The sequence below is a fragment of the Aeromonas sp. FDAARGOS 1418 genome (assembly GCF_019048585.1).
GTDB lineage: Bacteria > Pseudomonadota > Gammaproteobacteria > Enterobacterales > Aeromonadaceae > Aeromonas > Aeromonas caviae.
In genome coordinates this window covers 2,833,773-2,859,733 of record NZ_CP077387.1, presented here as the reverse complement: position 1 = coordinate 2,859,733, position 25,961 = coordinate 2,833,773, and the positions used below count along the sequence as shown (strand labels likewise).

The following is a 25,961-nucleotide window of genomic DNA, read 5'->3' as shown; positions in this document are numbered from 1 at the left end:
CCCCCGTACGGCGCCCAGCCACCGGGCCACAAGCTGTGCACCAGGGCGGATTTTCCCTCACCATCTGGTCATAAAGTCGGCAGTCGATGCGAAGCTGTGATCCCGATGCTTGGGAGAGCCCGGCACTTTTGCTAGGCTGCCCTATTCATTTGCCGTTCGGGAGCCGTCGCAAGGCCATGACCACCCACTTTCAGGGGCGCTTCGAGGTGGAGTTCAAATACCGCCTGACGGACAGCGCCGCCTTTGTGCATACCCTCACGGCCCTCGGCCCCGAGGTGATGGTGGCGGACAATCATGAGCAGGACTGCTACTTCGACACGGCAGACGGCGCCCTGGCTCGGGCAGAGAAGAGCCTGATCATCCGCACCATGGCCCCCAGCGGCATCCGGCTCTGGATAGTCAAAGGGCCCGGACCCGATCGCTGCGAGGCGGTCAACATCACCGATGCGGACAAGGCCGCCAGCATGGTGCGCACCCTGGGCTACCAGCCGGTGCTGACCATCGACAAGCGGCGCAGCATCTATTTTCTGGGGGCCTTCCACGTCACGGTGGATCACCTGGCAGGTGTCGGTGATTTTGCCGAACTCGCCATCATGACTGACGACGAGGCCGCCCTGCCCGCCTACCGCGCGCAGTTGCTGGCACTGGCTAGCCAGCTGGGACTGGCGCCCGAAATGCGGGAAACCCGCTCCTATCGCACCCTGTGCGAGCAGCGAGCCCCCCTTTGACAAGCGGCAACAAGAGGAATCTGCCCATGATCGACAAACTCGCCTGGTTGACCTTCAAGGAGGGACAGCTGCTGTGCGCCCGCTCCCACGGCAAGGACATCTACTACATTCCGGGGGGCAAGCGCGAGCCGGGCGAGAGCGACGAGGCGGCCCTCGTTCGTGAAATCGAGGAAGAGCTCGCGGTCACCCTGAAACCCGACACCCTGGCGTTCGCCTGCGAGTTCAGCGCCCAGGCGGACGGCAAGCCGCAAGGGGTGAATGTCAATCTGCGTTGCTACACGGGGGACGCCGACGGCACGCCCGTCGCCTCGGCGGAGATCGCCGAGCTGCGCTGGCTGGACAGCCGCCACCTGGCCGAAGTCTCCCCCGTCTCCCGCCTGCTGTTCCAGTGGCTGGCAGCGCAGGGACTGATCCATTAAGAGACGGCGCACCTGACCGGATGATAATGGCACCGGCAGGAGAGTCCGCGCCCGAGACGTTAATCCCCCACGTGGGCCAAGAGAGAAGATGAGGACATTCAATGGAGATCCTTGAGGTCGAGAGCACCAGAGGCATCAAACCGGCGCTGATCGCCCTGCTGCAAGATTGCGTGGCCAGCGGTGCCTCGGTGGGCTTTCTGCCTCCCCTGCAGGAAGAGCAGGGGCTGGCGTACTGGCAAGGCATCGAGGGGGAGCTGGCGGATGGAGTGCGCAAGCTCTGGGTGGCGTTCGATCAGCACCATCTGGTGGGCGCCCTGCAGCTCTCCCTGTGCACAAAGGCCAACGGGGGCCACAGGGCCGAAGTGGAAAAGCTGATGGTCCACAGCCAGGCCCGTGGCAAGGGGGTGGGCCGCGCCCTGATGAACGCCATGGAGCAAGGGGCCCGGGACGCCAGGCGTACCTTGCTGGTGCTGGATACCCGGGTCGGCGACGTGGCCTCCAGCCTCTATCGCCAGCTCGGCTATCAAGAGGCCGGCCAGATCCCGGACTTCGCCCGCAATGGGGACGGCACCCTCGCCGCCACCCAGTTCTTCTACAAGCAGCTCTGAGGCAGACGGCCTGGCAAGACCGGACAGCGTGCCGGTCTTGCCCCCGCCAAGGCTCGGCGCACATAGGTTTTTGGTTCAATCAGACTCATCGGCAAGGAGCCATCATGATATTGGAAGTCGCCCATCTGCAGATCATTCCCGACAAGGCCACTGACTTCGAGCAGGCCTTCGCCCGGGCCCAGCACATCGTCAGCGCCATGCCCGGCTACCTGGGCCACCAGTTGCAGCGTGCCCTGGACGATCCCCATCACTACCTGCTGCTGGTGCAGTGGGAACGGTTGGAAGATCACACCCGGGGGTTCAGGGGCTCCCCCCGGTACCAGGAGTGGAAGGCCCTGCTGCACCACTTCTACGACCCCTTCCCCAGGGTCGAACATTTTCAGGATGCAACACCGATCAGTGCCGCAAGCTGAGCCTTGATCAGCTCGTCCCGTCACGGGCTGATCAATGGCGTCAGGCCAGGCGCTCGGCCCTGTGGGCAATCTGCGGCTCGGCAAAGGCGCTCTGGGCCGCGATGAGCTGCAGCTCGTAGGCATTCGCCTCCCAGGTCTGTCGCAGCACCGCATCCACCGCGGCGTTGGTGCGCTCGAAGGCGCTCACCCCATCATATCCCGCCTGCAGGTTGGCCAGCATCAGGGCGCTGATGAGATCCCCCACGCCCACCGGTTGGCGCGCGAAATCGTAAAGGGGACGGGCGATCAGATAGTCTCCCTCGGGGGTGGCAAGCAGCATCTCGAAGCGGCCGGGGACGCTGGCGGCGCGACCCAGGTGCTTGACCAGCACCATCTTCACCCCCTTCTCCAGCAACTGGTGTGCGGCGACCCGGGTCTGGGCCAGGGTTGTCAGATGGACATCGCACAGGGTCTCCAGCTCCAGCAGATTGGGGGCCATGATGTCCGCCACCGGCAGGGCCTGTTCGGTGAGAAAGCGGGTGACGCCCGGGGCGACGATGCACCCCTTCTCCGGATGCCCCATCACGGGATCGCAGAAATAGAGGGCCGCCGGATTGGCTCGCTTCACCGCCGCCACCACCGCCAGGATCTCGTCCCCCTGCTCCGCCGAGCCCAGATAGCCGCTCAGCACCGCATCGCAGCGCGCCAGCACCTCGATATTGCAAAGCCCCTGGCACAGGGCGGCGATGTGGCCCGCCGGCATCGCCATTCCCTGCCAACCCGCCTCGTACTGGGTGTGGTTGGAGAACTGCACCGTATTGATGGGCCACACCTCCATGCCGAGACGGCGCATGGGGAACACGGCGGCGCTGTTGCCGGCACAGCCAAACACCACGTGGGACTGGATAGAGAGAATGCGTTTCATCGACACCACCGCACAAGAAGCCTGAGGAAAAGAGGCAATATATCGGATGAAGAGACGGCTCTTCCAGCAATTAACGCCATGACTCCCTATTTATGCTTCAGCAGGCTTAACCTGCCGCATATTTGACCGCCGCTACCCTGTTTCTGCACAACCCTGGAGCCATCTCCCCCGCTGCTGCGGGGTGATAAATGTACCTGGACGCCTCTTGTCTGATGGCATACGAGGTGATTTTTCAACCAACCATGAACAGTCGGGATCAAGGATGAGGTCCGATGGAAAGGCGCCAGTCGGCAGTCGGCAGTCGGCAGTCGGCAGTCGGCAGTCGGCAGTCGGCAGTCGGCAGTCGCAAAATAAGGCAACAAGGGCAAGGGTCAAGGAGGCGTCGGAAGATCACAGGACGAACACGGCCTGCCCTTGCCTGACACCGTGGCAACGACAAGCCATACGCAGTGGCGACAGCAAGTCACGTCACCAGTGCCGTGACTACAGCGAGTCGCCAGCAGTCATCAGAGGGAGTGCGGTGCCCTTGGGCGTCTCAATCCCGGGCGAAGTGGTAGACCCAGCCTTCGTCCGGTGCCATCTCGTCCGGCAGGTCCACCAGAGCAGGCAGCGAGGTGACGGCCCCTTCGCCCGCATATTGCAGGGCCATCAGGGCGCAGAGCGCGGCATCATAGGGATCCGTTCCAGGGATGAGGGACGCCGGCAGGTGGGGTTGCAGTTCGGGCCGCACCGCAGAGGCTTTGCCCCCCATTTTGGCCAGGGCGGGATAGACCTCCAGCACCGCGCGCCCGGCAGCCCTCGCCCGTTTTGGCACCAGTTGCAGATCCCCGAGGCGCGGCAGCATGGAGAGGGCCAGGGTGGCGTTGTTGCCGAGCCTGTCGAAGGTGGCGGAGAGGGGCTTCTTGCCATAGTGCTGATGGAGCCAGCGCTCGCAATCCCGGTAGGCGTAAGGGTTGTCAATCTCCCGCTGGGGCACGGGAAAGCCGCTCCCCCGCCCCGCCAGCAGATCGGCGAGGGCGCGGGGAAAGGCCAGGGGCGCATCGATGCCGAGAGCAAGGCACGGGCAGGCCAGCACCTGCATCAGCGCCACCTCGTCTTGCAGGGCCGGGCGCAGCAGGGCATCCAGATCCGGCGCGACCCGGGAGCTCAGGCGAAACAGGGGGGAGATCCCGAGCCAGTGCAGACGCGACTCCCGGGCCTGCCAACCCACCACCGCCACCGCCTGGGCATTGCCCTGCCAGCCCCTCACATCCCAGCCGATACCGATGGCGTCCATGTGTTCCGTTGTCATGCCCCTGTTACCTCTGTGCAGCCTTGATGGAGCACAGGGTAATGGCTGCCCCTCCTAAAGCAAGGGCAAGTTGGTCCCTAGAAGGATTTCTTGAAGTTGATCAGGGGCAGAATGGGGAAGATGCCGTTCTCGGCGTAGTTGGCCAGGCCAATCTGCAAGCCGTCCAGGTGCTTGGTGGCATTGACGAATCCCAGCTGGAACGTGGTGCGTTCGGCATAGTTGACGAAGCCGACGTTGGCCAGGGCATTGCCCTGGGCGATGTTGAGCGCCCCCCAGTTGAGCCCCTTCACATTGTTGGTCAGGTTGACGAAGCCCAGATTGAGGCCGGTATCCTGCCCTTCGTGCCAGTTGACGGCGTTGATGGCGACCCCGCCAAACTGGTGGCGCACCCGGCTCGCGCCAAAGAACACACCAAGCTGCAGGCCGGTGAACTGATCCACATCGGAGAGGGCGAACACCGGCAGATCGATCCCCTTCACCTGGCCGGTGCGGCCGTAGAGGAAGGAAGCCCGTGCCCCTTCCACCTGATTGGACGAGGGCAGGTTGACACCGGGCAGGGAGATCTGGACCGGCGTGCTGGCCTGAGCGACACCGGCGAGGGTCAGGGCACCACAGCCGAGCAGCAGGGCGAACGGTTTCATCGGGGATTCCTTGTGAAGAGGGTGTGGCTCAAGGGTACCAGCACAGGCCCCGGGGGACGAGGTCCCGGCCCTTTCCCTGCGTCACCTCTCGTCTGAATCCGGGGATGGCTCTCTCGGCGGATTGGAAAATTCAAACAGAAACTAACATTTATGTCATTTACACCAAAGGTGGATTGGTTGCAGAATGCTCAAACGTGTGTTTGAACAGAGCAAACAACACGTAACACAGGGATGACGTGCTGTACCCGCAAGAAGGGTCGATTGACCCGCAAAAACAGTGTTCTGCCGAACCGGAGACCCATGATGAATATGGACGTGATCAAGAGCTTTACCGAGCAGATGCAAGGCTTTGCCGCCCCCCTCACCCGCTACAACCAGCTGCTGGCCAGCAACATCGAACAGCTGACCCGGTTGCAACTGGCGTCCGCCAATGCCTACGCCGAACTGGGGCTCAACCAGTTGCAGGCCGTCGGCAAGGTGCAGGATGCCCAGAGCCTGGCGGCCCTCGGCACCGTGCAGCTGGAGAGCGCCAGCCAGCTTTCCCGCCAGATGCTGGATGACATCCAGAAGCTCAGCGCCCTCGGCCAGCAGTTCAAGGAAGAGCTGGATGCCCTGACCGCAGATGGCATCAAGAAGAGCACGGGCAAGGCCTGATAACCCCTGGCTGCCCGTCTTGCGGGCAGCCACATCTCCCCACGACTCGACAGAACGGGCAAGTGCCCGCCCCGGGCGTGGGTGAAGGAGAACACATGAGCCAATCATCTTACGGCCCGCTGTTCGAGGCCCTGGCCCACTACAACGACAAGCTGCTGGCCATGGCCAGAGCCCAGACCGAGCGCACGGCCCAGGCCCTGCTGCAGACCAGTCTGGACGATCTGGGCCAGGTGCTGGAGCAGGGCAGCCAGCAGCCCTGGCAGCTGATCCAGTCCCAGATGAACTGGTGGCAGGATCAGCTCAAGCTGATGCAGCACACCCTGCTCAAGAGTGCAGGCCAGCCGAGCGAGCCGGTGATCACCCCGGATCGCAGCGATCGCCGCTTCAAGGCCGAGGCCTGGAGCGAGCAACCCCTCTATGACTACCTCAAGCAATCCTATCTGCTGACCGCAAGACACCTGCTGGCGGCGGTGGATGCCCTGGAGGGCGTGCCCGAGAAGAGCCGGGAGCGACTGCGCTTTTTCACCCGCCAGTACGTCAACGCCATGGCTCCCAGCAACTTCCTGGCCACCAACCCGGAGCTGCTCAAGCTCACCCTGGAGTCCGACGGCCAGAATCTGGTGCGCGGCCTCGCGCTCCTGGCCGAAGATCTGGAGCGCAGCGCCGATCACCTCAACATCCGTCTGACCGACGAGTCCGCCTTCGAGCTCGGCCGGGATCTGGCGACCACCCCGGGCCGGGTAGTACTGCGCACCGAGCTCTTTGAGCTCATCCAGTACAGCCCGACCACGGCGACGGTGGGCAAGACCCCGGTGCTGGTCGTGCCCCCCTTCATCAACAAGTACTACATCATGGACATGCGCCCCCAGAACTCCCTGGTGGCCTGGCTGGTCGCCCAGGGGCAGACGGTCTTCATGATCTCCTGGCGCAACCCGGGGGTGGCACAGGGGCAGGTCGATCTCGACGACTACGTGGTGGACGGGGTCATCGCCGCCCTGGACGCCGTGGAGGCGGCCACCGGCGAGCGGGAGGTGCACGGCATCGGCTACTGCATCGGTGGCACCGCATTGTCACTCGCCATGGGCTGGCTGGCAGCGCGGCGCCAGAAGCAGCGGGTACGCAGCGCCACCCTGTTCACCACCCTGCTGGACTTCTCCCAGCCCGGGGAGCTTGACATCTTCATCCACGAGCCCATCATCGCGGCGCTCGAGGCGCAGAACGAGGCCAGGGGCATCATGGACGGGCGCCAGCTGGCGGTCTCCTTCAGTCTGCTGCGGGAGAACAGCCTCTACTGGAACTACTACATCGACAGCTACCTCAAGGGTCAGAGCCCGGTGGCGTTCGATCTGCTGCACTGGAACAGCGACAGCACCAACGTGGCAGGCAAGACCCACAACAGCCTGCTGCGCCGACTCTACCTGGAAAACCAGCTGGTGAAGGGGGAGCTCAAGATCCGCCACACCCGCATCGATCTCGCCAAGGTGAAGACCCCGGTGCTGCTGGTGTCCGCCGTGGACGATCACATCGCCCTCTGGCAGGGAACCTGGCAGGGCATGGCGCTGTTCGGGGGCGAGCGGCGCTTCATTCTGGCCGAATCCGGGCACATCGCAGGCATCATCAATCCGCCGGATGCCAACAAATACGGCTTCTGGCAGAGCGAGGCCGAGGCGGACAGCTCGGCGCAGTGGCTGGCGGGGGCGACCCACCAGAGCGGCTCCTGGTGGCCCGAGATGATGCGCTTTATCAAAGACCGTGACGAGGCAGAGCCCGTCCCTGCCCGGCAGCCTGCCGAGGGGTTGGAGGCGGCCCCCGGCAGCTACGTCAAGGTACGGCTCAATCCGGTGTTTGCCGGCGTCAGGAAGCAAGAAGAGGAACCCGCATGAGTACACAACCCTTTGCCGTGGGCATGAAAGCCAGCCTGACCAAGCGCTTCGGCCCGGCCGAGGTGGCGGCCTTCGCCGGCCTCTCGGAGGATTTCAATCCCCTGCACCTGGACCCGGACTTCGCCGCCACGACGGTGTTCGAGCGCCCAATCGTCCACGGCATGCTGCTGGCGAGCCTCTTCTCCGGGCTCCTCGGGCAGCAACTGCCCGGGAAAGGGAGCATCTATCTGGGCCAGAGCCTCTCCTTCACGCTCCCGGTGTTCGTGGGGGACGTGGTGACGGCGGAGGTGGAGGTGATTGCCCTTCGAAGCGACAAGCCCATCGCCACCCTGGCCACCCGCATCTTCACCCAGGGCGGCGCCCTCGCCGTGACGGGGGAAGCGGTGGTAAAACTCCCTTGAGCGCCAGTGGCACCCAGAGACACAACCAGCCCGGTCGGGCTGGTTTTTTTGCCTGTGCTCGCCCCTTTTCGGGGCAATTGGGCCCGGGCCCTTTCCCTGCCCCGCCTAACTGCCTAGAATGAGCCCCCGCTGTTTCAGCCATTCATCCAGCTAGAGGATTTCCCATGGAGACGTTTCTGCTCGAAGGTCACCCCTTCGTTGCCTTGTGTGACCTGATCAAGCATCAGGGTTGGGCCGATTGTGGCGGTGCCGCCAAGGCGCTGGTCGCCGAGGGCCTGGTGGAAGTGGACGGTCAGGTCGAGACCCGCAAACGCTGCAAGATAGTCGCCGAGCAGGTGGTCAACTTCAACGGCATGAAGGTCGTGGTGAAGGAAGGCGTCAGCCCCGAGATCCTCTGATCCTGACGCCCTGCCACGCAAGCGCTACCCAGCACAGTGGCCGAGCAGGTGGTCAACTTCAACGGCATGAAGCATGAAGGCCGTGGTGAAGGAAGGGAGCAGTCCCGAGATCCCCTGATCCTGACGCCCTGCCACGCCAGCGCTACCCAGTACAGTGGCCGAGCGGGTGGTCAACTTCAACGGCATGAAGGTCGTGGTGAAGGAAGGCGTCAGTCCCGAGATCCCCTGATCCTGACGCCCTGCCACGCAAGCGCTTCCCAGCACAGTGGCCGAGCGGATGGTCAACTTCAACGGCATGAAGCATGAAGGCCGTGGTGAAGGAAGGGAGCAATCCCGAGATCCTCTGATCCCGGCTTGAACAAGGGCGCCAGCGCGCCCTCGGGCCTTCAGCTGGCCTTGATGGAGAGGGTCAGCACGAAGCGGGCCATGGCCTCGTCGCCGTTGCGAGACGGGCAGGTGGCCACCACCTGGATGGGGCGGTTGATGCGCTGACCGCTCGCCAGGGACTCGTCGATCATGGCGTCGATAAGCTCCCCCGCCGCGCAATCAAACTGCACGTCCCCCTCAGGACGCTTCAAAAACTCCCCCTGCACATCCTTGAAGGCAAAATGCACCTTCTTGCGCCGCGCCCGCCCCTTCTCCATGACCAGGAGCCCCCCCACCAGGTCGGCACCGGTGGCGAGCGCCCCGAAATACATGCTGCCCAGGTGGTTGCGGGTGCGCCAGCCCAGCGGAATGCGGATGCGCAGCGCCCTGGCGTCCATCTGCTCGATGACGGGGGCACAAAAACCAATGACGGGAATGTAGCGCCAGGCGAACAGACGCAGGGCGAGGTTGGCTTTGAGGCGTTGCAGGTCCATTGCAAACTGATCCGATGAGTGAATGTGACGCAAATGTTGCCAGCCTGCTTCCCGATAGACAAGCCTCCCGTGCCATCCCTGTGAGCGGGCCCCCAAAGGGTATTTGCAAAATTCATGCAATGGCCAGGTTCTATTTGTCTGGCAAATGATAAAACCGGCCTTTCCTGACCCCGGGTCGCCCCTCTCTTTCCCCTTTTTCCGGATTTTTTCAAGGTCCCGCCCCGGATGACGGGACCATGACAGTCATATCCGAATGAAACACAACAAGAAATACTCCCCGTCAGGGGGCCAGCCCAGGATCCCGCCCCCGCCACAGGGATTATTCGCAGTAACCAAACCCCCTCTCCCTCGCTAGGCTGTTGCTGGCCCGGAAGTAGCCACTCGGCACCGGGTCAACCCGTCTACCAATCTCACCATAAGGATAGAGAGATGAGTCACGTGCAACAGTTGTTCAACGGGGGCGAGAGCGCCGGTACTTTCCAGCTCAACTTCAACAACAACCGTGCCTACGAGCTGTTTGGCCGGGAGTACCTCAAGTGCTATGCCAACCTCAGCGCCAAGGGGAAGATGAGCAAGCCCCTGCCCACCGGGCCGCTGAGCTACACCGTCGACTTCGCCATGGATTGCGGCTGCAGTTCGGTGCTGTTTGACTTCAACCTCGCCTACAAGAAGACCTTCGGCAACCAGTTGCAGGCCCCCCTGTGGCGCGAGTCGGACTACGAGGCCGAGCTGGTGCTCTGCCAGCTGGTGCGCGAGGCACCGGCCAACCGCCTGAGCAACCATGATCAGTTCGCCGAGGCCGAGGCCTTCTTCAACGACGTCAATCTGCCCGACACCGTCCGGGCGGTGGGCACTGATCCCTATGCCGACAAGGACGGCCTGGTGGAGTTCATCGTGGCCAACGAGCTGCTGGACGATCCCGCCGTCATGGCCAAGCTGGCGGAGCAGAAGGCCGACCTCATCGCCATCACCTCCGTGGTCACCGCCTACATCAACCGTTACGCCGAAGCCTATGGCGAGCAGTACAAGACGGACGCGGATCTCTGGGCCAGGGCCCTCTCCAAGATCCCCCTGATTGGGCCGAGCAAGATCGATCAGCAGAGCTACAGCCGCCACATCAAGGGGCTCAGCATCGCCACCGACTTCATCAACTTCATCATGGACGTGGTGGTGAGCCAGGGCACCACGGCGCTGGCCAGCTTCAACAAGTTCCTGCAAAAGCAGGGGGATGCCATCCGCTTCGGGGTGGAGAACAACAAGGACTTCTACAAGACCATCACGGTGGGAGTCACGGTGGAAGTGTTCAAGGTGGGCAACGAGCTGGTCTATGTGCCGAAGATCAAGCAGTACCGCGTCAACTTCGACCGCCAGAACAGCAAGTTCACCTCCGCCTGTGCCAGCGCCGAGTTCGTCGACATCTACTTCAACTACCTCTATGCCGCCAACGTGTTCGACTACGAGGCCCTCAAGGACCCCGAGATCAAACGCGACTTCGACAACTTCATCCAGAAGCAGCGCAAGGCACAAATTGAAGAAGCGGATACCTTCTTCAACGATGACTTCCCGCCCCTGGAGCCCAAGCTGGTCAGCCGCAGCAAGGCCACGGTGTAACCCCGCCAGTCAAAAAAACAGCCGGCAGATGCCGGCTGTTTTTTTAGGTGGGCCTCAGGCCCGTTTCTCTTCAAGCCAGGCCCCCTGGCTCTGCATCTCGAACAGCTGGGCATAATGCCCCCCCAGCGCCATCAGCTCGCCGTGGGTGCCGCGCTCGCTCACCCACCCGCGGGAGAGCAGCAGGATTTCATCGGCATCCACAATGGTGGAGAGACGGTGGGCGATGGCGATGGTGGTGCGGCCACGGCGCGCCGCCGAGAGCGCCTGTGAGAGGGCGAGCTCGGTCTGGGAGTCCACGCTCGCGGTCGCCTCGTCCAGGATGAGGATGCGCGGATCCCCCACCAGGGCGCGTGCAAAGGAGAGCAGCTGGCGCTGGCCAGCGGAGAGGTTCTTGCCCCCCTCCTCCATCAGGGTGGCCAGGCCATCGGGCAGGCGGCGCACGAAATCGGCCAGCTGCACCTCCTCCAGGGCCTGCCAGAGCCGGCCATCCTCGATGCCGTCACGCCCAAGGCGCAGGTTATCGGCCAGGGTGCCGACGAAGATGAAAGGATCCTGCTGCACCAGGCCGATGCTTCGGCGCACCGCCGAGAGGGCCAGGCCGTTCATGGGGTGATCATCGAAGTGGATGCTCCCCCGATCCAGGGGGTAGAAGCCCATCAGCAGGCTGATGATGGTGGACTTGCCGCTGCCGGTGTGGCCCACCAGCGCCAGCATCTGGCCCGGCCGGGTGGCAAAGCTCACATCTTGCAGTACCTGCTGCTCCCCGTCGTAGGAGAAGCCCACCCCGTCGAAGCGTACACGTCCCTCCAGGGGGCGCACCTCCCCGTCGGTGCTCTCGCGGGTTTCATCGAGCAGGGCGAACACCCGCTCCCCCGCCACCATGGCCTGCTGCAACTGGTTGAGCTGGTTGGTCATCTCGATGAGGGGCTCGATCATCCGCCCCAGATAGCTGATGAAGGCGTAAAGCACCCCCACCTGGATGGCCCCCGCCGTGCTCAGCCCCTCGTGGGCAAACAGGGCCAGCAGACCGATGAGCACCATCATGTAGAAGAGATCGATGAGGGGGCGCAGCAGGATGCCGTTGATCTTGAGGCTCTTGATCCGCGCCTGCCAGTGCTGCTGGTTCACCCCGGCAAAGGCGTTGGCGAAGTGGCGCTCCTGCACCATGGCCTGGATCACCGGCATCCCCTGCAACGACTCGTTGAGACGGCTGTTGATGTCGGAGAGCAAGGATCGGGTCGCCCGCACCACGGGCACGCTCAGTTTCTGATAGAGCCACATCACGGCCCCCACCGCCGGCAGCAGGGTGGCGCACACCAGCATCAGGCGCAAGTCCAGCAGCGCCATGGAGAGCAGGATGCCGCACAGGAGCACCACTTTTTGCACCAGGAGCCCTATCACCTGGACATAGAGGTTCATGATTGCCTCGGTGTCGTTGGTGATGCGGGAGATGAGGGAGCCCGAGCGGTGCTTGTCGAAATAGCGGGCAGGCAGGCGGATGGCAGTGGCGAACACCTGCTCGCGCAGACGCTGCACCACCGCCTGGGCGATACGGTTGAAGCGCAGGGATTGCAGATAGAAGCCGGCCGCCGACAACACCTGCAACCCCAGATAACCGGCGGCAAGGGCGGCGATGATGCCCCACTCCAGTCGGCGCGGCGCCAGGTAGTCATCGATGAAGAGCTTGATGAGCAAGGGGCCCGCCACCTCGGCGCCGGTGGCGAGCAGCAGGCAGATGCCCGCCTGCACCAGCCAGCGGGGGTAGCTGGCGCAGTAGGCGAGCAGCCGTTTGATGGTTGGATTCACAGACTTGCCTCCAGCGCAACGTTCCACGGGAATTGACTCTCTTTGCTCCCCTCTCCGCTCGCGGGAGCCGGGCGGGGGGTGAAGGAAACCAGGGGCCTTGTCATCCTGTTCACAGGCTCTCCTCCACGTCCTGCTCCAGGCGCTGGTAGCGGACCATGTCCGCGTACCAGCCGTTCCTGGCCATCAGGGTCTCGTGACGGCCCCGCTCGCTGATCGCGCCCTGTTCCAGCACCAGGATCTCGTCCGCCTGCTCCACCGCCGTCATGCGGTGGCTCACCAGCACCAGGGTGCGCTTGTGGACCTTGAGGGCCAGCAGGATCTGCTGCTCGGTGTGGGCATCCACCGCCGAGAGGGCGTCATCCAGCACCAGGATAGGGGCATCCAGCAGCAGGGCGCGGGCGATGGCCAGACGCTGCTTCTGACCGCCGGAGAGGGTCACCCCCTTCTCTCCCACCTCGGTTTCATACCCTTTGGGGAAGCGACTGATGTCGTCGTGAACGCAGGCGATTCGCGCCACCCGCTCAATCTCCTCCCGGCTCGCCTCGGGGCGGCCCAGGGCGATGTTGGCCGCGATGGTGGTGGAGAACAGAAACGGCTCCTGGGGCACATAGGCAAACTGGCTGCGCAGCTCACCCAGCGACAGTTGCGAGATGGGCACCTCCCCCATGCGGATCTCCCCGGCCGTGGGGTTGGCCAGGCGCATCAGCAGCTTGAGCAGGGAGCTCTTGCCTGCCCCGGTGCGTCCCACTATCCCCAGCATGGCGCCAGCCTGCAGGGTGACATCCACCCCCTGCAACAGGGTGCGCTGCTCCAGCCGGTAGCCCAGCCCCAGCACCCGCAGGGGAAAGGCCGAGGCCAGCGCCACGGGATGGGCCGGCTCCTCGATGTCGCTGCGCTCCCCCAGCAGGCTTTCGATACGCGAGTAGGCGGCGCTGCCCCGCTCGATGATGTTGAACAGCCAGGCGATGGCGAACATGGGCCAGATGAGCTGGCCGAGGTACATGGTGAAGCTGGTGAGCTCCCCCAGAGTCAGCTTGTCTTGCAGCACCAGGGCGCTGCCCCCTGCGACCGCCAGAAAATAGGAGCAGCCGATGCACAGGTAAATCACGGGGTCGAACTTGGCGTCGATGCGGGCCACCGCCATGTTGCGCTCCCCCGCCTGACGGGTCAGCTCGGCAAAGCCCTCGTCCTCCAGGGATTCGACCGCGTAGGATTTGAGCACCCGCACCCCGGAGAGGGCCTCCTGGGTCTTGTTGTTGAGGCGGGAGAAGGCCCCCTGAGCCGCCTTGAACTCCTTGTAGATCTGGGTCCCGAAGCGGTTCATGAAGAAGGCCATCACCGGCAGGGGCAGCAGGGAGAGCAGGGTCAGCTGCCAGGAGTACTGGCTGCACATGATGGAGAGCACCAGGATGCCGACGATGAAGGAGTCCACCAGGGTCAGCACCCCTTCCCCTGCGGTCATCTCCACCGCCTGGATGTCGTTGGTGGCGTGGGCCATCAGATCACCGGTGCGGTGGCGCTGGTAGAAATCCGGGCTCATGCGGGTGAAGTGGGTGAACAGCCGGTTGCGCAGCACGTAGGCGAGCCGGTAGGAGGCACCGAACAGCATGACCCGCCACACATAGCGCAGCAGGTAGATAAGCAGTCCCAGGCCAAAAAGCCCCGCCAGATAGCCGGTCAGGGTGCCGCTGTCCAGGTCACCCTTGGCGATGCCATCCACCACCCAGCCCACCACCTTGGGGGGGATCACGGTCAACAGGGCCACCAGCATCAGCAGGGAGATGGCCACCAGATAACGCCGCCACTGATCCTTGAAAAACCAGCCAAGCCGCAAAAATACGCTCACAGAGAAGTCCTTGGTCGCGGCGCGCTGCCGCGTGATCGTGAAGAGAAGCTCAATACAATCGCCCCCTGGCGGGGGCGAACGAGTGGGTCATCATAGCCTGAAGCGGGTGACTTGAGAACGATTGCTATCTTGCCCTCCCTCAGAGCCGCTTGTCGGGGGGCGAAAACGGGAAGGCGACCGACTCCTGCTGCTCCCCGGTGAGCAGGAAGTGGGAGACCTCCTCCCGGGTCTGGGTAAAGACCTGCTGCAACTGGTTGAGCTCCCCCTCGCTCAGCTCCTCCTGCAGCCGCAGCCGCCACTCCAGTTCCCCGGCCAGCAGTTGCAGGCGGGAAGCGGAGATGTTGGCCGAGACCCCCTTCAGGGTATGCAGCAAGCGGCACGCTACTTCGGGCTGCTGGCGACGCAGGGCGGTGCGGATGTCCCACAGATCGTCCTTGTGCTCGGAGAGGAACAGCTTGAAGAGGATCTGCAGCGCCTCCCTGTCATGCTCCAGCCGGCGCAGGGCATCCTCCAGATCCAGCACGCCCATGAGGGCCGGCGGTTTGACCTCGATGGGCACCTTGGGCTCCCCGCCGCTGCTCTTCACCCATTGCAGCAGGTTGTTGTAGAGATCGAGCTTGCTCACCGGCTTGGTGACATAGCCGTTCATGCCGACGCCAAGGCAGCGCTCCCTGTCCCCCGGCATGGCGCTGGCGGTGAGGGCGATGATGGGCACATCGTGCTTGTCTACCATCTTGCGGATCTGGCGGGTGGCATCCAGCCCGTCCAGCACCGGCATCTGCAGATCCATCAGGATGACGTCGAACGGCTGCTCCGCCACCTGCTCCACCGCCTCGCGGCCGTTGTCCACCACGGTGACCTTGGCCTCCACCCGGCGCAGGTACTCCAGAATGAGCTGCTGGTTGACCCGGTTGTCCTCGGCCAGCAGCACCCGGGTACCGCGCAGCAGCTCCCGGAACTGCTGCTGATCCCCCTGGGCCTCCGCCTGGCGGACCTTGCTGTCATGGGAGCTGCCGTTGAGCAGTTCGTCCACCTTGGCCAGCAAGGCGTTTTCGGTCATGGGCTTGGCCAGGAAATGGGTCAGTCCCATGCTTCCCATCCGCCCGTGCAGCCCCTCCCTGGACCAGGCGCTGGTCATCAGGACAGGCAGGCGCCGCCACTGGCTGTGCTGGTACATCTCGAGGGCCAAGTCCAGGCCATCCTCCTGACCCATGCGCCAGTCGAGGATGGCGAGGCGGATGTGATGCCCCTCTTCCCGCAGCACCTGACGGGCGCGGGAGAGGCTGTTGACCGTGATGACGGACGCCCCCGCCCGCCCCAGGATGTCCTTGGCCAGTTCCAGCACCAGCTCGTTGTCATCCATCATCAGGATCAGGGGCTGGTGATCGAAGAAGACCCGGCGCCCCGAGACCCCGTACACCGCCTGGGAGATGGGGATCTCGAACAGGAAGGTGGAGCCCACCCCAGGCTTGCTCTGCACGGTGATCTCCCCGCCCATCAGCCCCACCAGGCGCTGGGAGATGTTGAGGCCAAGCCCGGAGCCGCCATATTTGCGGGTATTGCCCGCCTCCAGCTGGGTAAAGGGCTGGAACAGCTGGGCCTGCTTCTCCGGGGCGATGCCGATGCCGGTATCCCGCACGCTGAAACAGACCCGCATGGGATGCTGGCTGGTGAGGGTGATGGCCACCTCCACCTCGCCCCGCTCGGTGAACTTGATGGCATTGTTCACCAGGTTGACCAGCACCTGACCGAGGCGCAGCGGATCCCCGCGCAGAAAGTCGGGCACGGCGGGAGACTTGTTGATGATGACCTCGATATGCTTGCGCTCCGCCAGATCCGCGAACATGGCGGCGAGGGAGTCGAGCTGCTCGCTGAGATCGAAGTCGATCTCCTCCAGGGTCAGCTTGCCGGACTCCACCTTGGTGAGATCCAGAATGTCGTTGATGAGCAGCAGCAAGGTATCCGACGAGGATTTGATCTTGTTGAGATAGTCCCGCTGCTGGGGATCCAGACTGGTTTGCAGTGCCAGGGCGCTGAAGCCGATGATGGCATTCATGGGGGTGCGGATCTCGTGGCTCATGTTGGCCAGGAAGTCGCTCTTGGCCTGGGCCAGCAGCGCGGCATGGCGAGAGAGCTCGCTCAGCTTCTGGTTGCGACGCCACAGGGTCGCGGCCACCAGCGAGAAGCAGAGCAGCGCCCCCCCCAGCACCATCAGGTAGAAGCGGCTCTTGAGGGAGGAGGCCCGCTCCAGCTTGCTCTGCTTCCAGGCGGGCAGTGAGCTCAACCCCTTCATCTCCACCACCTGATTGCGCAGGCGATGGTACTCCATCACCTGCTGATTGAACTCCTGGCCCAGCCGGACGAGGGCCGCGACCCTCGGCTGCTCGCCATAGCGGTCAAGCAGGTGCTGCTGGAGTTGCAACAGTTGCCGCTGCTCGTTCTGATCCCAGCTGCGTCTGAGGTAGTGGTGCAGGCGCATGAGTTCGGTTAGGTCGCGGTACTGCGCCTCACCGACCGGCAGGGTGCCTTGCAACGCCTTGAGCTGGCCCTGGAAGCGGGGAGCCAGATACTCGATGGTCATCTCCATGGTGTAGAGCCTGGCGAGATCCAGCAGATAACCGTCGATGTCCCGCTGCAACGCCTGGGAGCCGGGGTCGTCCACCGACTCCGGATCCTCGTGCACCAGCCTGACGAATCTGTCCAGGTGACTGGAAAGCAGGCTCAGGCGTTGCTGTACGCTGCCATCGCTGGCCTTCTCGCGCCCCAGCAGATAGACGGTATCGGTATTGACCCGATTGAGCACCATCTCAGCCGCCACGCTCAAATCGAAGGCACGCTGCTGCTGGCTGAGCAACTGCCAGCAATAGGCAGAAAAGCCCACCAGCGATACGATGATAAGGCCAAAGACAACACGATTGCCCCGTGCAACACTCTTCATCCCGTCTCGATTCTCATGTCATGGTCGGCCATCCGGTGACATCAGGTCACGGCCGGAGGCCAACTGTGAAAAACCACTGAGTGCTATGTTACCGTTAGTCGGCGCTCTGATTGCAATAAAGATGTTGCCGGGCCATGAAATAAGGAAGCAATTATGTCACTTGTCACCACCTATTGTAGCCAATGCTTTACCCGCAACCGCCTGCCTGTCGAAAAAGCAGACTCAAATGCGAAGTGCGGCCGCTGCCGTCACGCCCTCTTCGAACAAACCCCGGTGGCGGGGCGTCAGGCCAGCTTCGATGCCCTGATCCAGTCCGACATCCCGGTGGTGGTGGACTTTTGGGCAAGCTGGTGTGGCCCCTGCCTGCAGTTTGCCCCCGTCTTTCAGGAGGTCGCCCGGGAGCTTGAGCCCCGCCTTCGCTTCGTGAAACTCGATACCGAGCAGGAGGCCGCCATCGCAGGTCGCTATGGCATCCGCAGCATTCCTACCCTGATGGTCTTCCAGCGGGGGGAGGTCCTGGCACAGCGCAGCGGCGCCCTGCCCAAGAGCCTGTTCAAGGAGTGGCTGCTCTCCTTCACCTCCCCCGTCAAATGAAAATGAAATGTTTCATTTCTGTTTGATTGAAGATCCATTTTCACTTGACTCTGTGAGTCGCCACATGATTTGACCATATCCCCCTGTTTCAAACAGGGGGATATATGTAACCTCGGCATCACAACAACAACCATAAATTAACCGAGAGAACGTTATGCACACATCGGCTGTACCTCCGACTCCCCCCTCACGCTGGCTGGACATCAAGTCCGGGATCGTCATCCTGGATCTGCTCCTGCTCTGCGCCATGCTGGCATGGCTCCCGTTTGACCCCATGGTCAACAAGGGGCTGGCCATCCTGATCTTCATCGCCATCCTCTGGCTGACCGAGGCGGTGAACATCACCATCACCGCCATCTCCATCCCGGTGCTCGCCACCCTGCTCGGGGTGTTCGACATGAGCAAGTCGCTGACCGACTTTGCCAACCCCGTCCTGTTCCTCTTCTTTGGCGGCTTTGCCCTCGCGGCAGCCCTCTCCAAGCAGGGACTCGACACCCAGATCGCCGGCAAGGTGATGCAGCTCGCCAAGGGACACCTGGGCTGGGCTTCCATCGTGCTCTTCACCATCACGGCCGCCCTCTCCATGTGGATCAGCAACACCGCCACCGCGGCCATGATGATGCCGCTGGCCCTCGGCATGCTGAAGGGGCTGGACGTTCACAAGGAGCGCCGCACCCTGGTCTTCGTGCTGCTTGGCGTCGCCTACAGCGCCAGCATCGGTGGCATCGGCACACTGGTGGGCAGCCCCCCCAATGCCATCGCCGCCGCCCAGATGGGCTTGGGCTTCACCGACTGGCTGGAGTTCGGCATCCCCGTGGTGATCATCTTCATGCCGGTAGGCATCGGCCTGCTCTACTGGGTGACCCGTCCCAATCTCTCCCACCAGGTCAGCACCGAGCAGGTCACCATCGAGTGGACAGGTCAGCGCAAAGTGACCCTGGCCATCTTCCTGACCACGGTGCTGCTGTGGATTGGATCCCAGCCTCTTGCCAAGGCGCTGGGCGGCATTCCCCAGTTCGATACCCTGATCGCCATGGGCGCCATCCTGGCCATCGCCATCAGCCGCGTCGCCAGCTGGGATGACATCAACCAGAACACCGACTGGGGCGTGCTGCTGCTGTTCGGGGGTGGTCTCACCTTGAGCGCCATCCTCAAGCAGACCGGGGCCAACGCCTTCCTGGCGGAGCACCTCTCCAGCGGCCTCTCCTCCATGCCCATCTTCGTGATCCTGCTCTGCCTGGCCGCCTTCGTGGTGTTCCTGACCGAGCTGGTCTCCAACACCGCCACTGCCGCGCTGCTGGTGCCGCTGTTCGCCGGGGTGGCCGAGGCACTGGGGGTCTCCCCCATCGTGGTCTCCGTGCTGATCGCCGTCGGCGCCTCCTGTGCCTTCATGCTGCCGGTGGCCACGCCCCCCAACGCCATCGTCTTCGCCAGCGGCCATATCCAGCAGCGGGAGATGATGCGGGCCGGCCTGGTACTGAACCTGGTGTTCACCGTCATCCTGACCATGCTGGCCTATTTCATGGGGGATATCCTCCACTGAGGTTCGCCCCCTAATGCCCCTCCAAGCCCCGCATCGCCGGGGCTTTTTCTCGCCCCGACACCACCGCTCTCCCTACCCGCGAGATCACGGCGACATTAACTTGCACTTAAGAAATCGCCTCCATGATGCTGACAACGGCCATCACGCAGCCATGGCTGACGATGGCGATGATCATGGACATCACGACAAGGGGATCACCTCATGGGAAAGACGATGCAGAACAACCGTGAAATCAAGGTATGGGATCCGGTGGTCAGGGGATTTCACTGGGCCACTGTGCTGTTGTGCGTGCTGAATCTCTTCATCCTTGAAGAGGGAGCGCGCAACCACCGCTATGCGGGATATGCGCTGGCAGGACTGCTGGTACTGCGCATCGTATGGGGTTTCATCGGCTCCTATCATGCCCGCTTCGCCCAGTGGCTGCCGACACCGGCCGGCGTCATCACCTATCTCAAGGAGACGATCAAGGGGCGCCACCCCTACTACGCCGGTCACAATCCTTTGGGGTCCTTGATGATACTGCTGCTGTTGACCTGCCTTGTCGGCACCGCCGCCAGCGGGATCATGACCGAATACGGGCCGCTCTCCGGCACCCATCGCATGGAAGAGATCCACGAGTTCTTTGCCAAGGGGCTGCAGGTGGCCATCTTCGTCCATGTACTGGCCGTCATCGCCCTGGATCGTCTGGTACGGGGCGATCTCGTCAGGGCGATGATCACCGGCAAGAAACGGGTGCCGGCAGACACCCGGGTGGTCGACAGGCCCTGAGCCTCCTTCAGCCCGACAGATGAAAAAAAACCCCGCATCGCGGGGTTTTTCACAGGAGCAGACATCAGCCGACGCTGCAGCTCGTCAGTTTCCAGATCCGGTCTACGTAATCCTGGATGGAGCGGTCGGAGTTGAACTTGCCCATGGTGGCCGAGTTGATGATGGCTTTCTTCGCCCACAGGGCCGGATCCCGGTACCAGGCGTCGATCAGCTTGTGCGCCTCGGAGTAGGACTCGAAATCGGCCAGGGTCAGGTAAGGGTCTCCCCCTTCCAGCAAGGAGCGCTTGATGGAGGCCAGCTCACCCGGGCGACCCGGCGTGAAGTAGTCGGTATCAAACCAGTCCAGCACGGCTTTCAGTTCGGAGTTGGCGTAGTAGAAGTCATACGGGTTGTAGCCGCGCGCCTTCAGGGACTTCACCTCGTCCACATTCAGACCGAAGATGGCGCAGTTCTCGGCACCCGCCTCTTCGGCGATCTCGATGTTGGCTCCATCCAGCGTCCCGATGGTGATGGCACCGTTCAGCGCCATCTTCATGTTGCCGGTACCGGATGCTTCGTAACCTGCGGTGGAGATCTGCTCGGAGACATCCGCCGCCGGGATCAGCTTCTCGGCAAGGCTCACGCGGTAGTTCGGCATGAACACCACTTTCAGCTTGCCCTGGATACGGGCGTCGTTGTTGACCCGCTCCGCCAGCTTGTTGATGGCGTAGATGATGTCCTTGGCCAGCTTGTAGCCGGGCGCCGCCTTGGAGCCGAAGATGAACACCCGCGGATGCATGTCATAGTCCGGGTTCGCCAGCAGGCGGCGATAGAGCGCCATGATGTGGATGAGGTTCAGCTGCTGGCGCTTGTACTCGTGCAGACGCTTGATCTGGACGTCGAAGATCGCCTCCGCGCTCACGTCGATGCCGGTTTCCGCCTTGATGACCTTGACCAGCTTCTCTTTGTTGTGGCGCTTGATGGTCATGAACTGCTGCTGGAACGCCTTGTCATCGGCAAACTTCACCACGCTGCGCAGCTTGTCCAGTTGCAGCGGCCACTCCTTGCCCACCACCTCGTTGTAGAGTTCGGCCAGTTCCGGGTTGCAGGCCAGCAGCCAGCGACGTGGAGTCACGCCGTTGGTGACGTTGCACATCTTCTCGGGCCACAGCTCGGCATACTCGGGGAAGAGATCTTCCTTCACCAGCTTGGAGTGGATCTCGGCCACGCCGTTCACCTTGGAGGAGCCGATGACACACAGGTTGCCCATGCGCACCTTGCGCACGTCACCCTCTTCGATGATGGAGAGCTTGGCCTTGATGGCATCGTTGCCCGGCCACTTGGGCTCCACCAGCTCGTTCAGGAAACGGGCGTTGATTTCGTAAATGATCTCGAGATGGCGCGGCAGTACCTTCTCGAACAGGCTGACGGACCACTTCTCCAGCGCTTCCGGCAGCAGGGTGTGGTTGGTGTAGGAGAAGACCTGATAGCAGATGCCCCAGGCGGTATCCCAGTTCAGCCCCTCTTCGTCCACCAGCACGCGCATCAGCTCGGGGATGGCCACGGTGGGGTGGGTATCGTTGAGCTGGATGGCGATTTGCGCGGCAAAGTTGCTGAAGTCACTGCCATGCACCCGCTTGTAGCGACGCATGATGTCCTTGATGGAGCAGGCACAGAAGAAGTACTGCTGGATCAGGCGCAGCTCCTTGCCGGCGTCGGTCTCATCGTTCGGGTAGAGCACCTTGGAGATGGTCTCGGCCTGGGCCTTCTCGGCCTGGGAGTCGATATAACCACCGGCGTTGAACACGTCCCAGTCGAAGAACTCGGAGGCGCGGGATTCCCACAGACGCAGGATGTTGACTGTGTGACCACCGAAGCCGACCACCGGAATGTCCCAGGGCACCCCTTTGATCTTGCGACCGGCGTGCCACACCTTCTTCAGGCCACCCTTGTCACCAAAGACGGTCTCCACGTAGCCGTAGAGCGGGATCTCCTGCACCGATTCCGGGCGGCAGATCTCCCAGGGGTTGCCATATTCGCGCCAGGAGTCCGGACGCTCGATCTGGCGACCATCCTGGATCTCCTGACGGAACAGGCCGTGCTCGTAGTGAATGCCATAGCCCACCGCCGGGTAGTTCAGGGTCGCCAGGGAATCGATGAAGCAGGCGGCCAGACGGCCCAGGCCGCCGTTGCCAAGGGCCATGTCAGGCTCTTGTTCGCAAAGATCGGTCAGTTCCAGACCGAGTTCACCCAGCGCCTCTTCACAGACTTTGTAGAGGGAGAGGTTGTGCAGGTTGTTGGAGGTCAAACGCCCCATCAAAAATTCAGCAGAGAGATAGTGAATCGCACGAGTATCTTTCTTGAAGTGAGTCTGCTGAGTACGGGTCAGGCGCTCGTACACCTGTTCATTGACGGCGGCAGCGGTCGCTTTCCACCAGGCATCCGGAGAGGCTTTCTGTTCGCTTGTACCCAAGGTAGAACGCAGGTGACGCACGATACTCGCCTTGAGCTGATCTTTATCCAGTTGGAGATCCTGGTCTGTCTTCTTCTTGGTAGCCATAAACCATTTTCCTTCGTTACAAATAAAAAATGTCATCCCATCGGGGGGACCGGCGCTGTTGTTATCTCAGAATATGCTCCGGCGGGGGCATACTAGCTAAAGCCAAGGGTTTAAAAGTTAACGTGAGTCACACTTTAACGCATAAAAATGACAGTTTCACCATGAAAACCCTTTCCTTAAGCCAGTCTGAATAAAATATAAATTTCGTTTTAAATCATGGTGATACATGAAAACAAAAAAGATAGTTTCATGAATAGGTTTTCAATGATTGCCTGTGACTGAAAATACGTGAAAATAACCGCCGACTAGGGAGAAATTGAAAGCGTTTTCAATTCACACCTCCTCGTCAGGTAATAAAAAGGATGCCCCAATCGGAGCACCCTTTGATTTCAATTAACCATGTGCCTTGAACTGATTGCTCATAGGGTCGTAGTGATACCCGATCTGTTGCAGACGGGTAGCCAGCTGATCTTCTGTCATGTCGTAGTAAGCCAGCAGCTCTTCCAGACCATCACACTCCAGCCGCAGCTTCTCGTTGATGATCCCGAGCAGAATGTTCGCATCCAGTCGTTGCAAGGTACTAACGTCCATCTCGCTCCCTCCTCTCCCCATACAGGACTGTATAACCATGAGCGCCGACCCGAAGTTTGTCTACTGGTTAAAAAACATCCTGCATAAGGAAGATATAAATATCCTTTTTAATCATGGAGTTAAAATCATCTCCTGTTAATCGGCTCACACTTTTAGCCACAAATGACTTGTCACTCCTTGCGAACAGAACTACTGTATGTGCATACAGCATGGTTATTCATACAGGAACGACATATGAGCCAGCCCCTGAATCTTTGCCCCCCCTCCTCCTCTGCCGGTCTGATCACCACCTGGCCCACTCGCCATCAGAGCAAGATGGGACAAGAGCAGCGGCGCGGCCCTCTCCATCAGGAAGCGCCGCTGCTCGATGCCCTGGGGCAACTGAGTCAGTCCGACAGTGGCTGGATCCTGCTCGTCGCCCCGCCAGGTCTGCCCGCCGCCGCGCAATTGCAGGCCAGAGGGATCAATCCTGCCAGGGTGCTTGTCGTGCACGCCCCCAAGATCAAGAATTGGCAGCGCCTGCTGGAGCAGAGCCTGATCAATGGTCACTGTGCCGCCGTGCTGACCTGGCTGCCCGAACAGGTCGCCCTGGACCGGAGCACATTGAGCTCCCTGGGCCAGCGAGCCGGTGTCCTGACCCGCTTCTTCGAGCCCTCAACCCCTCTGGGTGGGGCACTGAGTTACGGCGGCCAGGATGTCTACCTGAACCACTGATCGCCCTTCGGCGTAACAGCCAATGCGCCGGCATTGCCCACCGGGTTATCCAGGCTTCCGACCCGGGATGCCATGACGACAAAGACAAAGCAGCACAGCAGCACAGCAGCACAGCAGCACAGCAGCACAGCAGCACAGCAGCACAGCAGCACAGCAGCAGTAAATTTGCTCAGGTCCAGACCGTCAAATGAGGCCCGCAAAAAAGGCGACCCGAGGGTCGCCTTTCAACATGCTGCTGTACGGGGCTAATCGCTCTGCGTTTGCATCGAAGCCCGATTGATCAAGCCAGCTTGGTCTCCAGCTCGGCAATCTTGGCGGACCAGTAGGCCGGGCCGGTCTCGTGGATGTTGTTGCCCTGGGAGTCGACCGCCACGGTGACCGGCATGTCTTCCACCTCGAACTCGTAGATGGCCTCCATCCCCAGATCGGCAAAGGCCACCACGCGCGCCTTCTTGATGGCTTTCGCCACCAGATAGGCGGCGCCGCCCACCGCCATCAGGTAGACAGCCTGGTGCTGCTTGATGCTCTCGACCGTCTTGGGGCCGCGCTCGGACTTGCCGATCATACCGATAAGGCCGGTTTCTCCCAGCATCATGTCGGTGAATTTGTCCATCCGGGTGGACGTGGTGGGGCCAGCCGGGCCGACCACCTCGTCACGTACCGCATCGACCGGGCCCACGTAATAGATGAAGCGGTTGGTGAAATCGACCCCTTCGGGCAGTCCTTCACCTTTTTTCAGCATGTCGGCGATGCGCTTGTGGGCTGCGTCGCGGCCGGTCAGGATCTTGCCGGAGAGCAGCACGGTATCGCCGCTCTTCCAGCTGGCAAGCTCTGCCTTGGTGATGCCATCCACGTTGACCCGCCGCACATTGCCACCGGACTCACGGGTGATCTCCGGCCAATCTTCCAGCCTGGGGGGTGTCAGCTCCGCCGGGCCGGAGCCATCGAGTTCGAAATGCACGTGACGGGTGGCGGCGCAGTTGGGGATCATCACCACGGGCTTGGAGGCGGCGTGGGTCGGTGCGGATTTCACCTTCACATCCAGCACCGTGGTCAGGCCGCCCAGCCCCTGGGCACCGATCCCGAGCTTGTTGACCTTGTCATAGAGCTCGACCCTCAGCTTCTCTTCGGTGGTCTCGGGACCACGGGCAATCAGCTCCTGGATGTCGATGTGCTCCATCAGGGCTTCCTTGGCGAGCACCGCCGCCTTCTCGGCGGTGCCGCCGATGCCGATGCCGAGCATGCCGGGCGGGCACCAGCCAGCCCCCATGGTCGGCACCGTCTTGAGCACCCACTCCACGATATCGTCGGAGGGGTTGAGCATCACCATCTTCGATTTGTTTTCGGAGCCGCCGCCCTTGGCCGCGATACTCACTTCCACCTTGTCGCCGGGGATCATGTCGATGTGCACGACAGCGGGGGCATTGTCTTTGGTGTTCTTGCGGCTGCCGGCCGGATCCGCCAGCACGGAGGCGCGCAACGGGTTGTCCGGATTGGTGTAGGCGCGGCGGGTGCCCTCATCCACCATCTCCTGGACCGTCATGTCGCTGTCCCACTGCACCTGCATGCCAATCTTGACGAAGCAGGTGACGATACCGGTGTCCTGACAGAGCGGGCGATGGCCTTCGGCAGACATGCGGGAGTTGATCAGGATCTGGGCCAGGGCATCCTTGGCGGCCGGGTTGATCTCGCGGTCATAGGCGGCCTTGGCGGCCTGCACGAAATCGAGGGGGTGGTAGAAGGAGATGTACTGCAGGGCGTCAGCAATGGAATCGATAAAGTCCTGTTTTCTAATGATGCTCATATCATCC

General features: G+C 62.3%; 23 protein-coding genes and 1 pseudogene. 14 read left to right on the top strand and 10 right to left on the bottom strand.

Features of this window, described 5'->3' with window-relative positions; translation table 11 throughout:
* Positions 1-176: 176 nt before the first annotated feature.
* The 4 genes from cyaB to I6L48_RS13325 all read left to right on the top strand — a co-directional run bounded on the left by cyaB (position 177) and on the right by I6L48_RS13325 (position 2,168).
* On the top strand, positions 177-728 hold the full coding sequence (gene cyaB / locus I6L48_RS13340; protein ID WP_113070197.1) for a class IV adenylate cyclase: 552 nt from the start codon (positions 177-179) through the stop codon (positions 726-728).
* A 26-nt stretch (positions 729-754) separates the two neighbouring features.
* The gene (locus I6L48_RS13335; RefSeq protein WP_039038593.1) at positions 755-1,147 is read left to right on the top strand and encodes an NUDIX domain-containing protein; all 393 of its coding nucleotides are present in this window, start codon (positions 755-757) and stop codon (positions 1,145-1,147) included.
* Between the two features lie 101 nt (positions 1,148-1,248).
* Complete coding sequence (locus I6L48_RS13330) at positions 1,249-1,755, top strand: GNAT family N-acetyltransferase (RefSeq protein WP_010674875.1); 507 nt, start codon at positions 1,249-1,251, stop codon at positions 1,753-1,755.
* A 104-nt stretch (positions 1,756-1,859) separates the two neighbouring features.
* On the top strand, positions 1,860-2,168 hold the full coding sequence (locus I6L48_RS13325) for an antibiotic biosynthesis monooxygenase (RefSeq protein WP_113070196.1): 309 nt from the start codon (positions 1,860-1,862) through the stop codon (positions 2,166-2,168).
* 40 nt (positions 2,169-2,208) lie between these two features.
* On the opposite strand, the gene pdxY is transcribed toward I6L48_RS13325, so the two are convergent.
* The 3 genes from pdxY to I6L48_RS13310 all read right to left on the bottom strand — a co-directional run bounded on the left by pdxY (position 2,209) and on the right by I6L48_RS13310 (position 5,004).
* Positions 2,209-3,072: a pyridoxal kinase PdxY gene (pdxY, locus tag I6L48_RS13320; protein ID WP_042878015.1), complete on the bottom strand. Its 864-nt coding sequence runs from the start codon at positions 3,070-3,072 to the stop codon at positions 2,209-2,211.
* A gap of 535 nt (positions 3,073-3,607) precedes the next feature.
* Complete coding sequence (locus I6L48_RS13315; protein WP_216987325.1) at positions 3,608-4,363, bottom strand: DUF429 domain-containing protein; 756 nt, start codon at positions 4,361-4,363, stop codon at positions 3,608-3,610.
* Between the two features lie 77 nt (positions 4,364-4,440).
* On the bottom strand, positions 4,441-5,004 hold the full coding sequence (locus tag I6L48_RS13310; protein ID WP_216987324.1) for a phaC PHA synthase: 564 nt from the start codon (positions 5,002-5,004) through the stop codon (positions 4,441-4,443).
* A 303-nt stretch (positions 5,005-5,307) separates the two neighbouring features.
* Here I6L48_RS13310 and I6L48_RS13305 point away from each other — a divergent pair, with 303 nt between their 5' ends.
* The 5 genes and pseudogenes from I6L48_RS13305 to I6L48_RS13285 all read left to right on the top strand — a co-directional run.
* Positions 5,308-5,658 carry a phasin family protein gene (locus I6L48_RS13305; protein WP_039040883.1) on the top strand — a complete coding sequence of 117 codons (351 nt, stop codon included), beginning with the start codon at positions 5,308-5,310 and terminating at the stop codon, positions 5,656-5,658.
* 95 nt (positions 5,659-5,753) lie between these two features.
* Entirely contained in the window at positions 5,754-7,541 is a 1,788-nt protein-coding gene (locus I6L48_RS13300) for a class I poly(R)-hydroxyalkanoic acid synthase (protein WP_216987323.1), read from the top strand.
* On the top strand, positions 7,538-7,942 hold the full coding sequence (locus I6L48_RS13295; protein ID WP_216987322.1) for a MaoC family dehydratase: 405 nt from the start codon (positions 7,538-7,540) through the stop codon (positions 7,940-7,942). The genes I6L48_RS13300 and I6L48_RS13295 overlap by 4 nt, the downstream gene beginning before the upstream one ends.
* A 164-nt stretch (positions 7,943-8,106) precedes the next feature.
* Complete coding sequence (gene ybcJ, locus I6L48_RS13290) at positions 8,107-8,340, top strand: ribosome-associated protein YbcJ (RefSeq protein ID WP_010674882.1); 234 nt, start codon at positions 8,107-8,109, stop codon at positions 8,338-8,340.
* Positions 8,341-8,494: 154 nt separating this feature from the next.
* Positions 8,495-8,569, top strand: a pseudogene (locus I6L48_RS13285) (ribosome-associated protein); the annotation flags it as partial.
* Positions 8,570-8,726: 157 nt separating this feature from the next.
* Here I6L48_RS13285 and I6L48_RS13280 read toward each other — a convergent pair.
* Complete coding sequence (locus I6L48_RS13280; protein ID WP_010674883.1) at positions 8,727-9,200, bottom strand: DUF4442 domain-containing protein; 474 nt, start codon at positions 9,198-9,200, stop codon at positions 8,727-8,729.
* Between the two features lie 429 nt (positions 9,201-9,629).
* Here I6L48_RS13280 and I6L48_RS13275 point away from each other — a divergent pair, with 429 nt between their 5' ends.
* On the top strand, positions 9,630-10,811 hold the full coding sequence (locus I6L48_RS13275; RefSeq protein WP_216987321.1) for a hypothetical protein: 1,182 nt from the start codon (positions 9,630-9,632) through the stop codon (positions 10,809-10,811).
* Between the two features lie 54 nt (positions 10,812-10,865).
* Here the strand turns inward: I6L48_RS13275 and I6L48_RS13270 are convergent, their stop codons facing one another.
* The 3 genes from I6L48_RS13270 to I6L48_RS13260 form a co-directional block, all read right to left on the bottom strand.
* Positions 10,866-12,617: an ABC transporter transmembrane domain-containing protein gene (locus I6L48_RS13270; RefSeq protein WP_216987320.1), complete on the bottom strand. Its 1,752-nt coding sequence runs from the start codon at positions 12,615-12,617 to the stop codon at positions 10,866-10,868.
* Between the two features lie 109 nt (positions 12,618-12,726).
* Positions 12,727-14,463, bottom strand: a complete 1,737-nt coding sequence (locus tag I6L48_RS13265; RefSeq protein ID WP_216987319.1) for an ABC transporter transmembrane domain-containing protein — start codon at positions 14,461-14,463, stop codon at positions 12,727-12,729.
* Between the two features lie 139 nt (positions 14,464-14,602).
* Entirely contained in the window at positions 14,603-17,401 is a 2,799-nt protein-coding gene (locus I6L48_RS13260; RefSeq protein ID WP_216987318.1) for a response regulator, read from the bottom strand.
* Between the two features lie 153 nt (positions 17,402-17,554).
* Here I6L48_RS13260 and trxC point away from each other — a divergent pair, with 153 nt between their 5' ends.
* From trxC to I6L48_RS13245, 3 genes are all read left to right on the top strand, one after another.
* Entirely contained in the window at positions 17,555-17,995 is a 441-nt protein-coding gene (gene trxC / locus I6L48_RS13255) for a thioredoxin TrxC (RefSeq protein WP_216987317.1), read from the top strand.
* Between the two features lie 154 nt (positions 17,996-18,149).
* The gene (locus tag I6L48_RS13250; RefSeq protein WP_045524563.1) at positions 18,150-19,538 is read left to right on the top strand and encodes a DASS family sodium-coupled anion symporter; all 1,389 of its coding nucleotides are present in this window, start codon (positions 18,150-18,152) and stop codon (positions 19,536-19,538) included.
* A 201-nt stretch (positions 19,539-19,739) separates the two neighbouring features.
* Complete coding sequence (locus I6L48_RS13245; RefSeq protein WP_080770075.1) at positions 19,740-20,306, top strand: cytochrome b/b6 domain-containing protein; 567 nt, start codon at positions 19,740-19,742, stop codon at positions 20,304-20,306.
* Positions 20,307-20,370: 64 nt separating this feature from the next.
* On the opposite strand, the gene I6L48_RS13240 is transcribed toward I6L48_RS13245, so the two are convergent.
* Together I6L48_RS13240 and I6L48_RS13235 are read right to left on the bottom strand one after the other, a co-directional pair.
* Positions 20,371-22,845, bottom strand: coding sequence for a glycogen/starch/alpha-glucan phosphorylase (locus I6L48_RS13240; protein ID WP_045524561.1), 2,475 nt, complete (start codon positions 22,843-22,845; stop codon positions 20,371-20,373).
* A gap of 393 nt (positions 22,846-23,238) precedes the next feature.
* Positions 23,239-23,436: a DUF4250 domain-containing protein gene (locus tag I6L48_RS13235; protein WP_005323525.1), complete on the bottom strand. Its 198-nt coding sequence runs from the start codon at positions 23,434-23,436 to the stop codon at positions 23,239-23,241.
* A 234-nt stretch (positions 23,437-23,670) separates the two neighbouring features.
* Between I6L48_RS13235 and I6L48_RS13230 the strand changes: the two genes are divergently transcribed.
* The gene (locus I6L48_RS13230) at positions 23,671-24,150 is read left to right on the top strand and encodes a cell division inhibitor (RefSeq protein WP_183149896.1); all 480 of its coding nucleotides are present in this window, start codon (positions 23,671-23,673) and stop codon (positions 24,148-24,150) included.
* Between the two features lie 280 nt (positions 24,151-24,430).
* Here the strand turns inward: I6L48_RS13230 and I6L48_RS13225 are convergent, their stop codons facing one another.
* Positions 24,431-25,954: a fumarate hydratase gene (locus I6L48_RS13225; RefSeq protein WP_039040872.1), complete on the bottom strand. Its 1,524-nt coding sequence runs from the start codon at positions 25,952-25,954 to the stop codon at positions 24,431-24,433.
* Between the last annotated feature and the right edge of the window lie 7 nt (positions 25,955-25,961).

What these genes read in the sequence shown, in the direction of transcription:
- cyaB (WP_113070197.1), top strand. Translation starts at nt 177, where the DNA reads ATGACCACCCACTTTCAGGGGCGCTTCGAGGTGGAGTTCAAATACCGC.
- I6L48_RS13335 (WP_039038593.1), top strand. Translation starts at nt 755, where the DNA reads ATGATCGACAAACTCGCCTGGTTGACCTTCAAGGAGGGACAGCTGCTG.
- I6L48_RS13330 (WP_010674875.1), top strand. Translation starts at nt 1,249, where the DNA reads ATGGAGATCCTTGAGGTCGAGAGCACCAGAGGCATCAAACCGGCGCTG.
- I6L48_RS13325 (WP_113070196.1), top strand. Translation starts at nt 1,860, where the DNA reads ATGATATTGGAAGTCGCCCATCTGCAGATCATTCCCGACAAGGCCACT.
- pdxY (WP_042878015.1), bottom strand. Translation starts at nt 3,072, where the DNA reads ATGAAACGCATTCTCTCTATCCAGTCCCACGTGGTGTTTGGCTGTGCC.
- I6L48_RS13315 (WP_216987325.1), bottom strand. Translation starts at nt 4,363, where the DNA reads ATGACAACGGAACACATGGACGCCATCGGTATCGGCTGGGATGTGAGG.
- I6L48_RS13310 (WP_216987324.1), bottom strand. Translation starts at nt 5,004, where the DNA reads ATGAAACCGTTCGCCCTGCTGCTCGGCTGTGGTGCCCTGACCCTCGCC.
- I6L48_RS13305 (WP_039040883.1), top strand. Translation starts at nt 5,308, where the DNA reads ATGAATATGGACGTGATCAAGAGCTTTACCGAGCAGATGCAAGGCTTT.
- I6L48_RS13300 (WP_216987323.1), top strand. Translation starts at nt 5,754, where the DNA reads ATGAGCCAATCATCTTACGGCCCGCTGTTCGAGGCCCTGGCCCACTAC.
- I6L48_RS13295 (WP_216987322.1), top strand. Translation starts at nt 7,538, where the DNA reads ATGAGTACACAACCCTTTGCCGTGGGCATGAAAGCCAGCCTGACCAAG.
- ybcJ (WP_010674882.1), top strand. Translation starts at nt 8,107, where the DNA reads ATGGAGACGTTTCTGCTCGAAGGTCACCCCTTCGTTGCCTTGTGTGAC.
- I6L48_RS13280 (WP_010674883.1), bottom strand. Translation starts at nt 9,200, where the DNA reads ATGGACCTGCAACGCCTCAAAGCCAACCTCGCCCTGCGTCTGTTCGCC.
- I6L48_RS13275 (WP_216987321.1), top strand. Translation starts at nt 9,630, where the DNA reads ATGAGTCACGTGCAACAGTTGTTCAACGGGGGCGAGAGCGCCGGTACT.
- I6L48_RS13260 (WP_216987318.1), bottom strand. Translation starts at nt 17,401, where the DNA reads ATGAAGAGTGTTGCACGGGGCAATCGTGTTGTCTTTGGCCTTATCATC.
- trxC (WP_216987317.1), top strand. Translation starts at nt 17,555, where the DNA reads ATGTCACTTGTCACCACCTATTGTAGCCAATGCTTTACCCGCAACCGC.
- I6L48_RS13250 (WP_045524563.1), top strand. Translation starts at nt 18,150, where the DNA reads ATGCACACATCGGCTGTACCTCCGACTCCCCCCTCACGCTGGCTGGAC.
- I6L48_RS13245 (WP_080770075.1), top strand. Translation starts at nt 19,740, where the DNA reads ATGGGAAAGACGATGCAGAACAACCGTGAAATCAAGGTATGGGATCCG.
- I6L48_RS13240 (WP_045524561.1), bottom strand. Translation starts at nt 22,845, where the DNA reads ATGGCTACCAAGAAGAAGACAGACCAGGATCTCCAACTGGATAAAGAT.
- I6L48_RS13235 (WP_005323525.1), bottom strand. Translation starts at nt 23,436, where the DNA reads ATGGACGTTAGTACCTTGCAACGACTGGATGCGAACATTCTGCTCGGG.
- I6L48_RS13230 (WP_183149896.1), top strand. Translation starts at nt 23,671, where the DNA reads ATGAGCCAGCCCCTGAATCTTTGCCCCCCCTCCTCCTCTGCCGGTCTG.
- I6L48_RS13225 (WP_039040872.1), bottom strand. Translation starts at nt 25,954, where the DNA reads ATGAGCATCATTAGAAAACAGGACTTTATCGATTCCATTGCTGACGCC.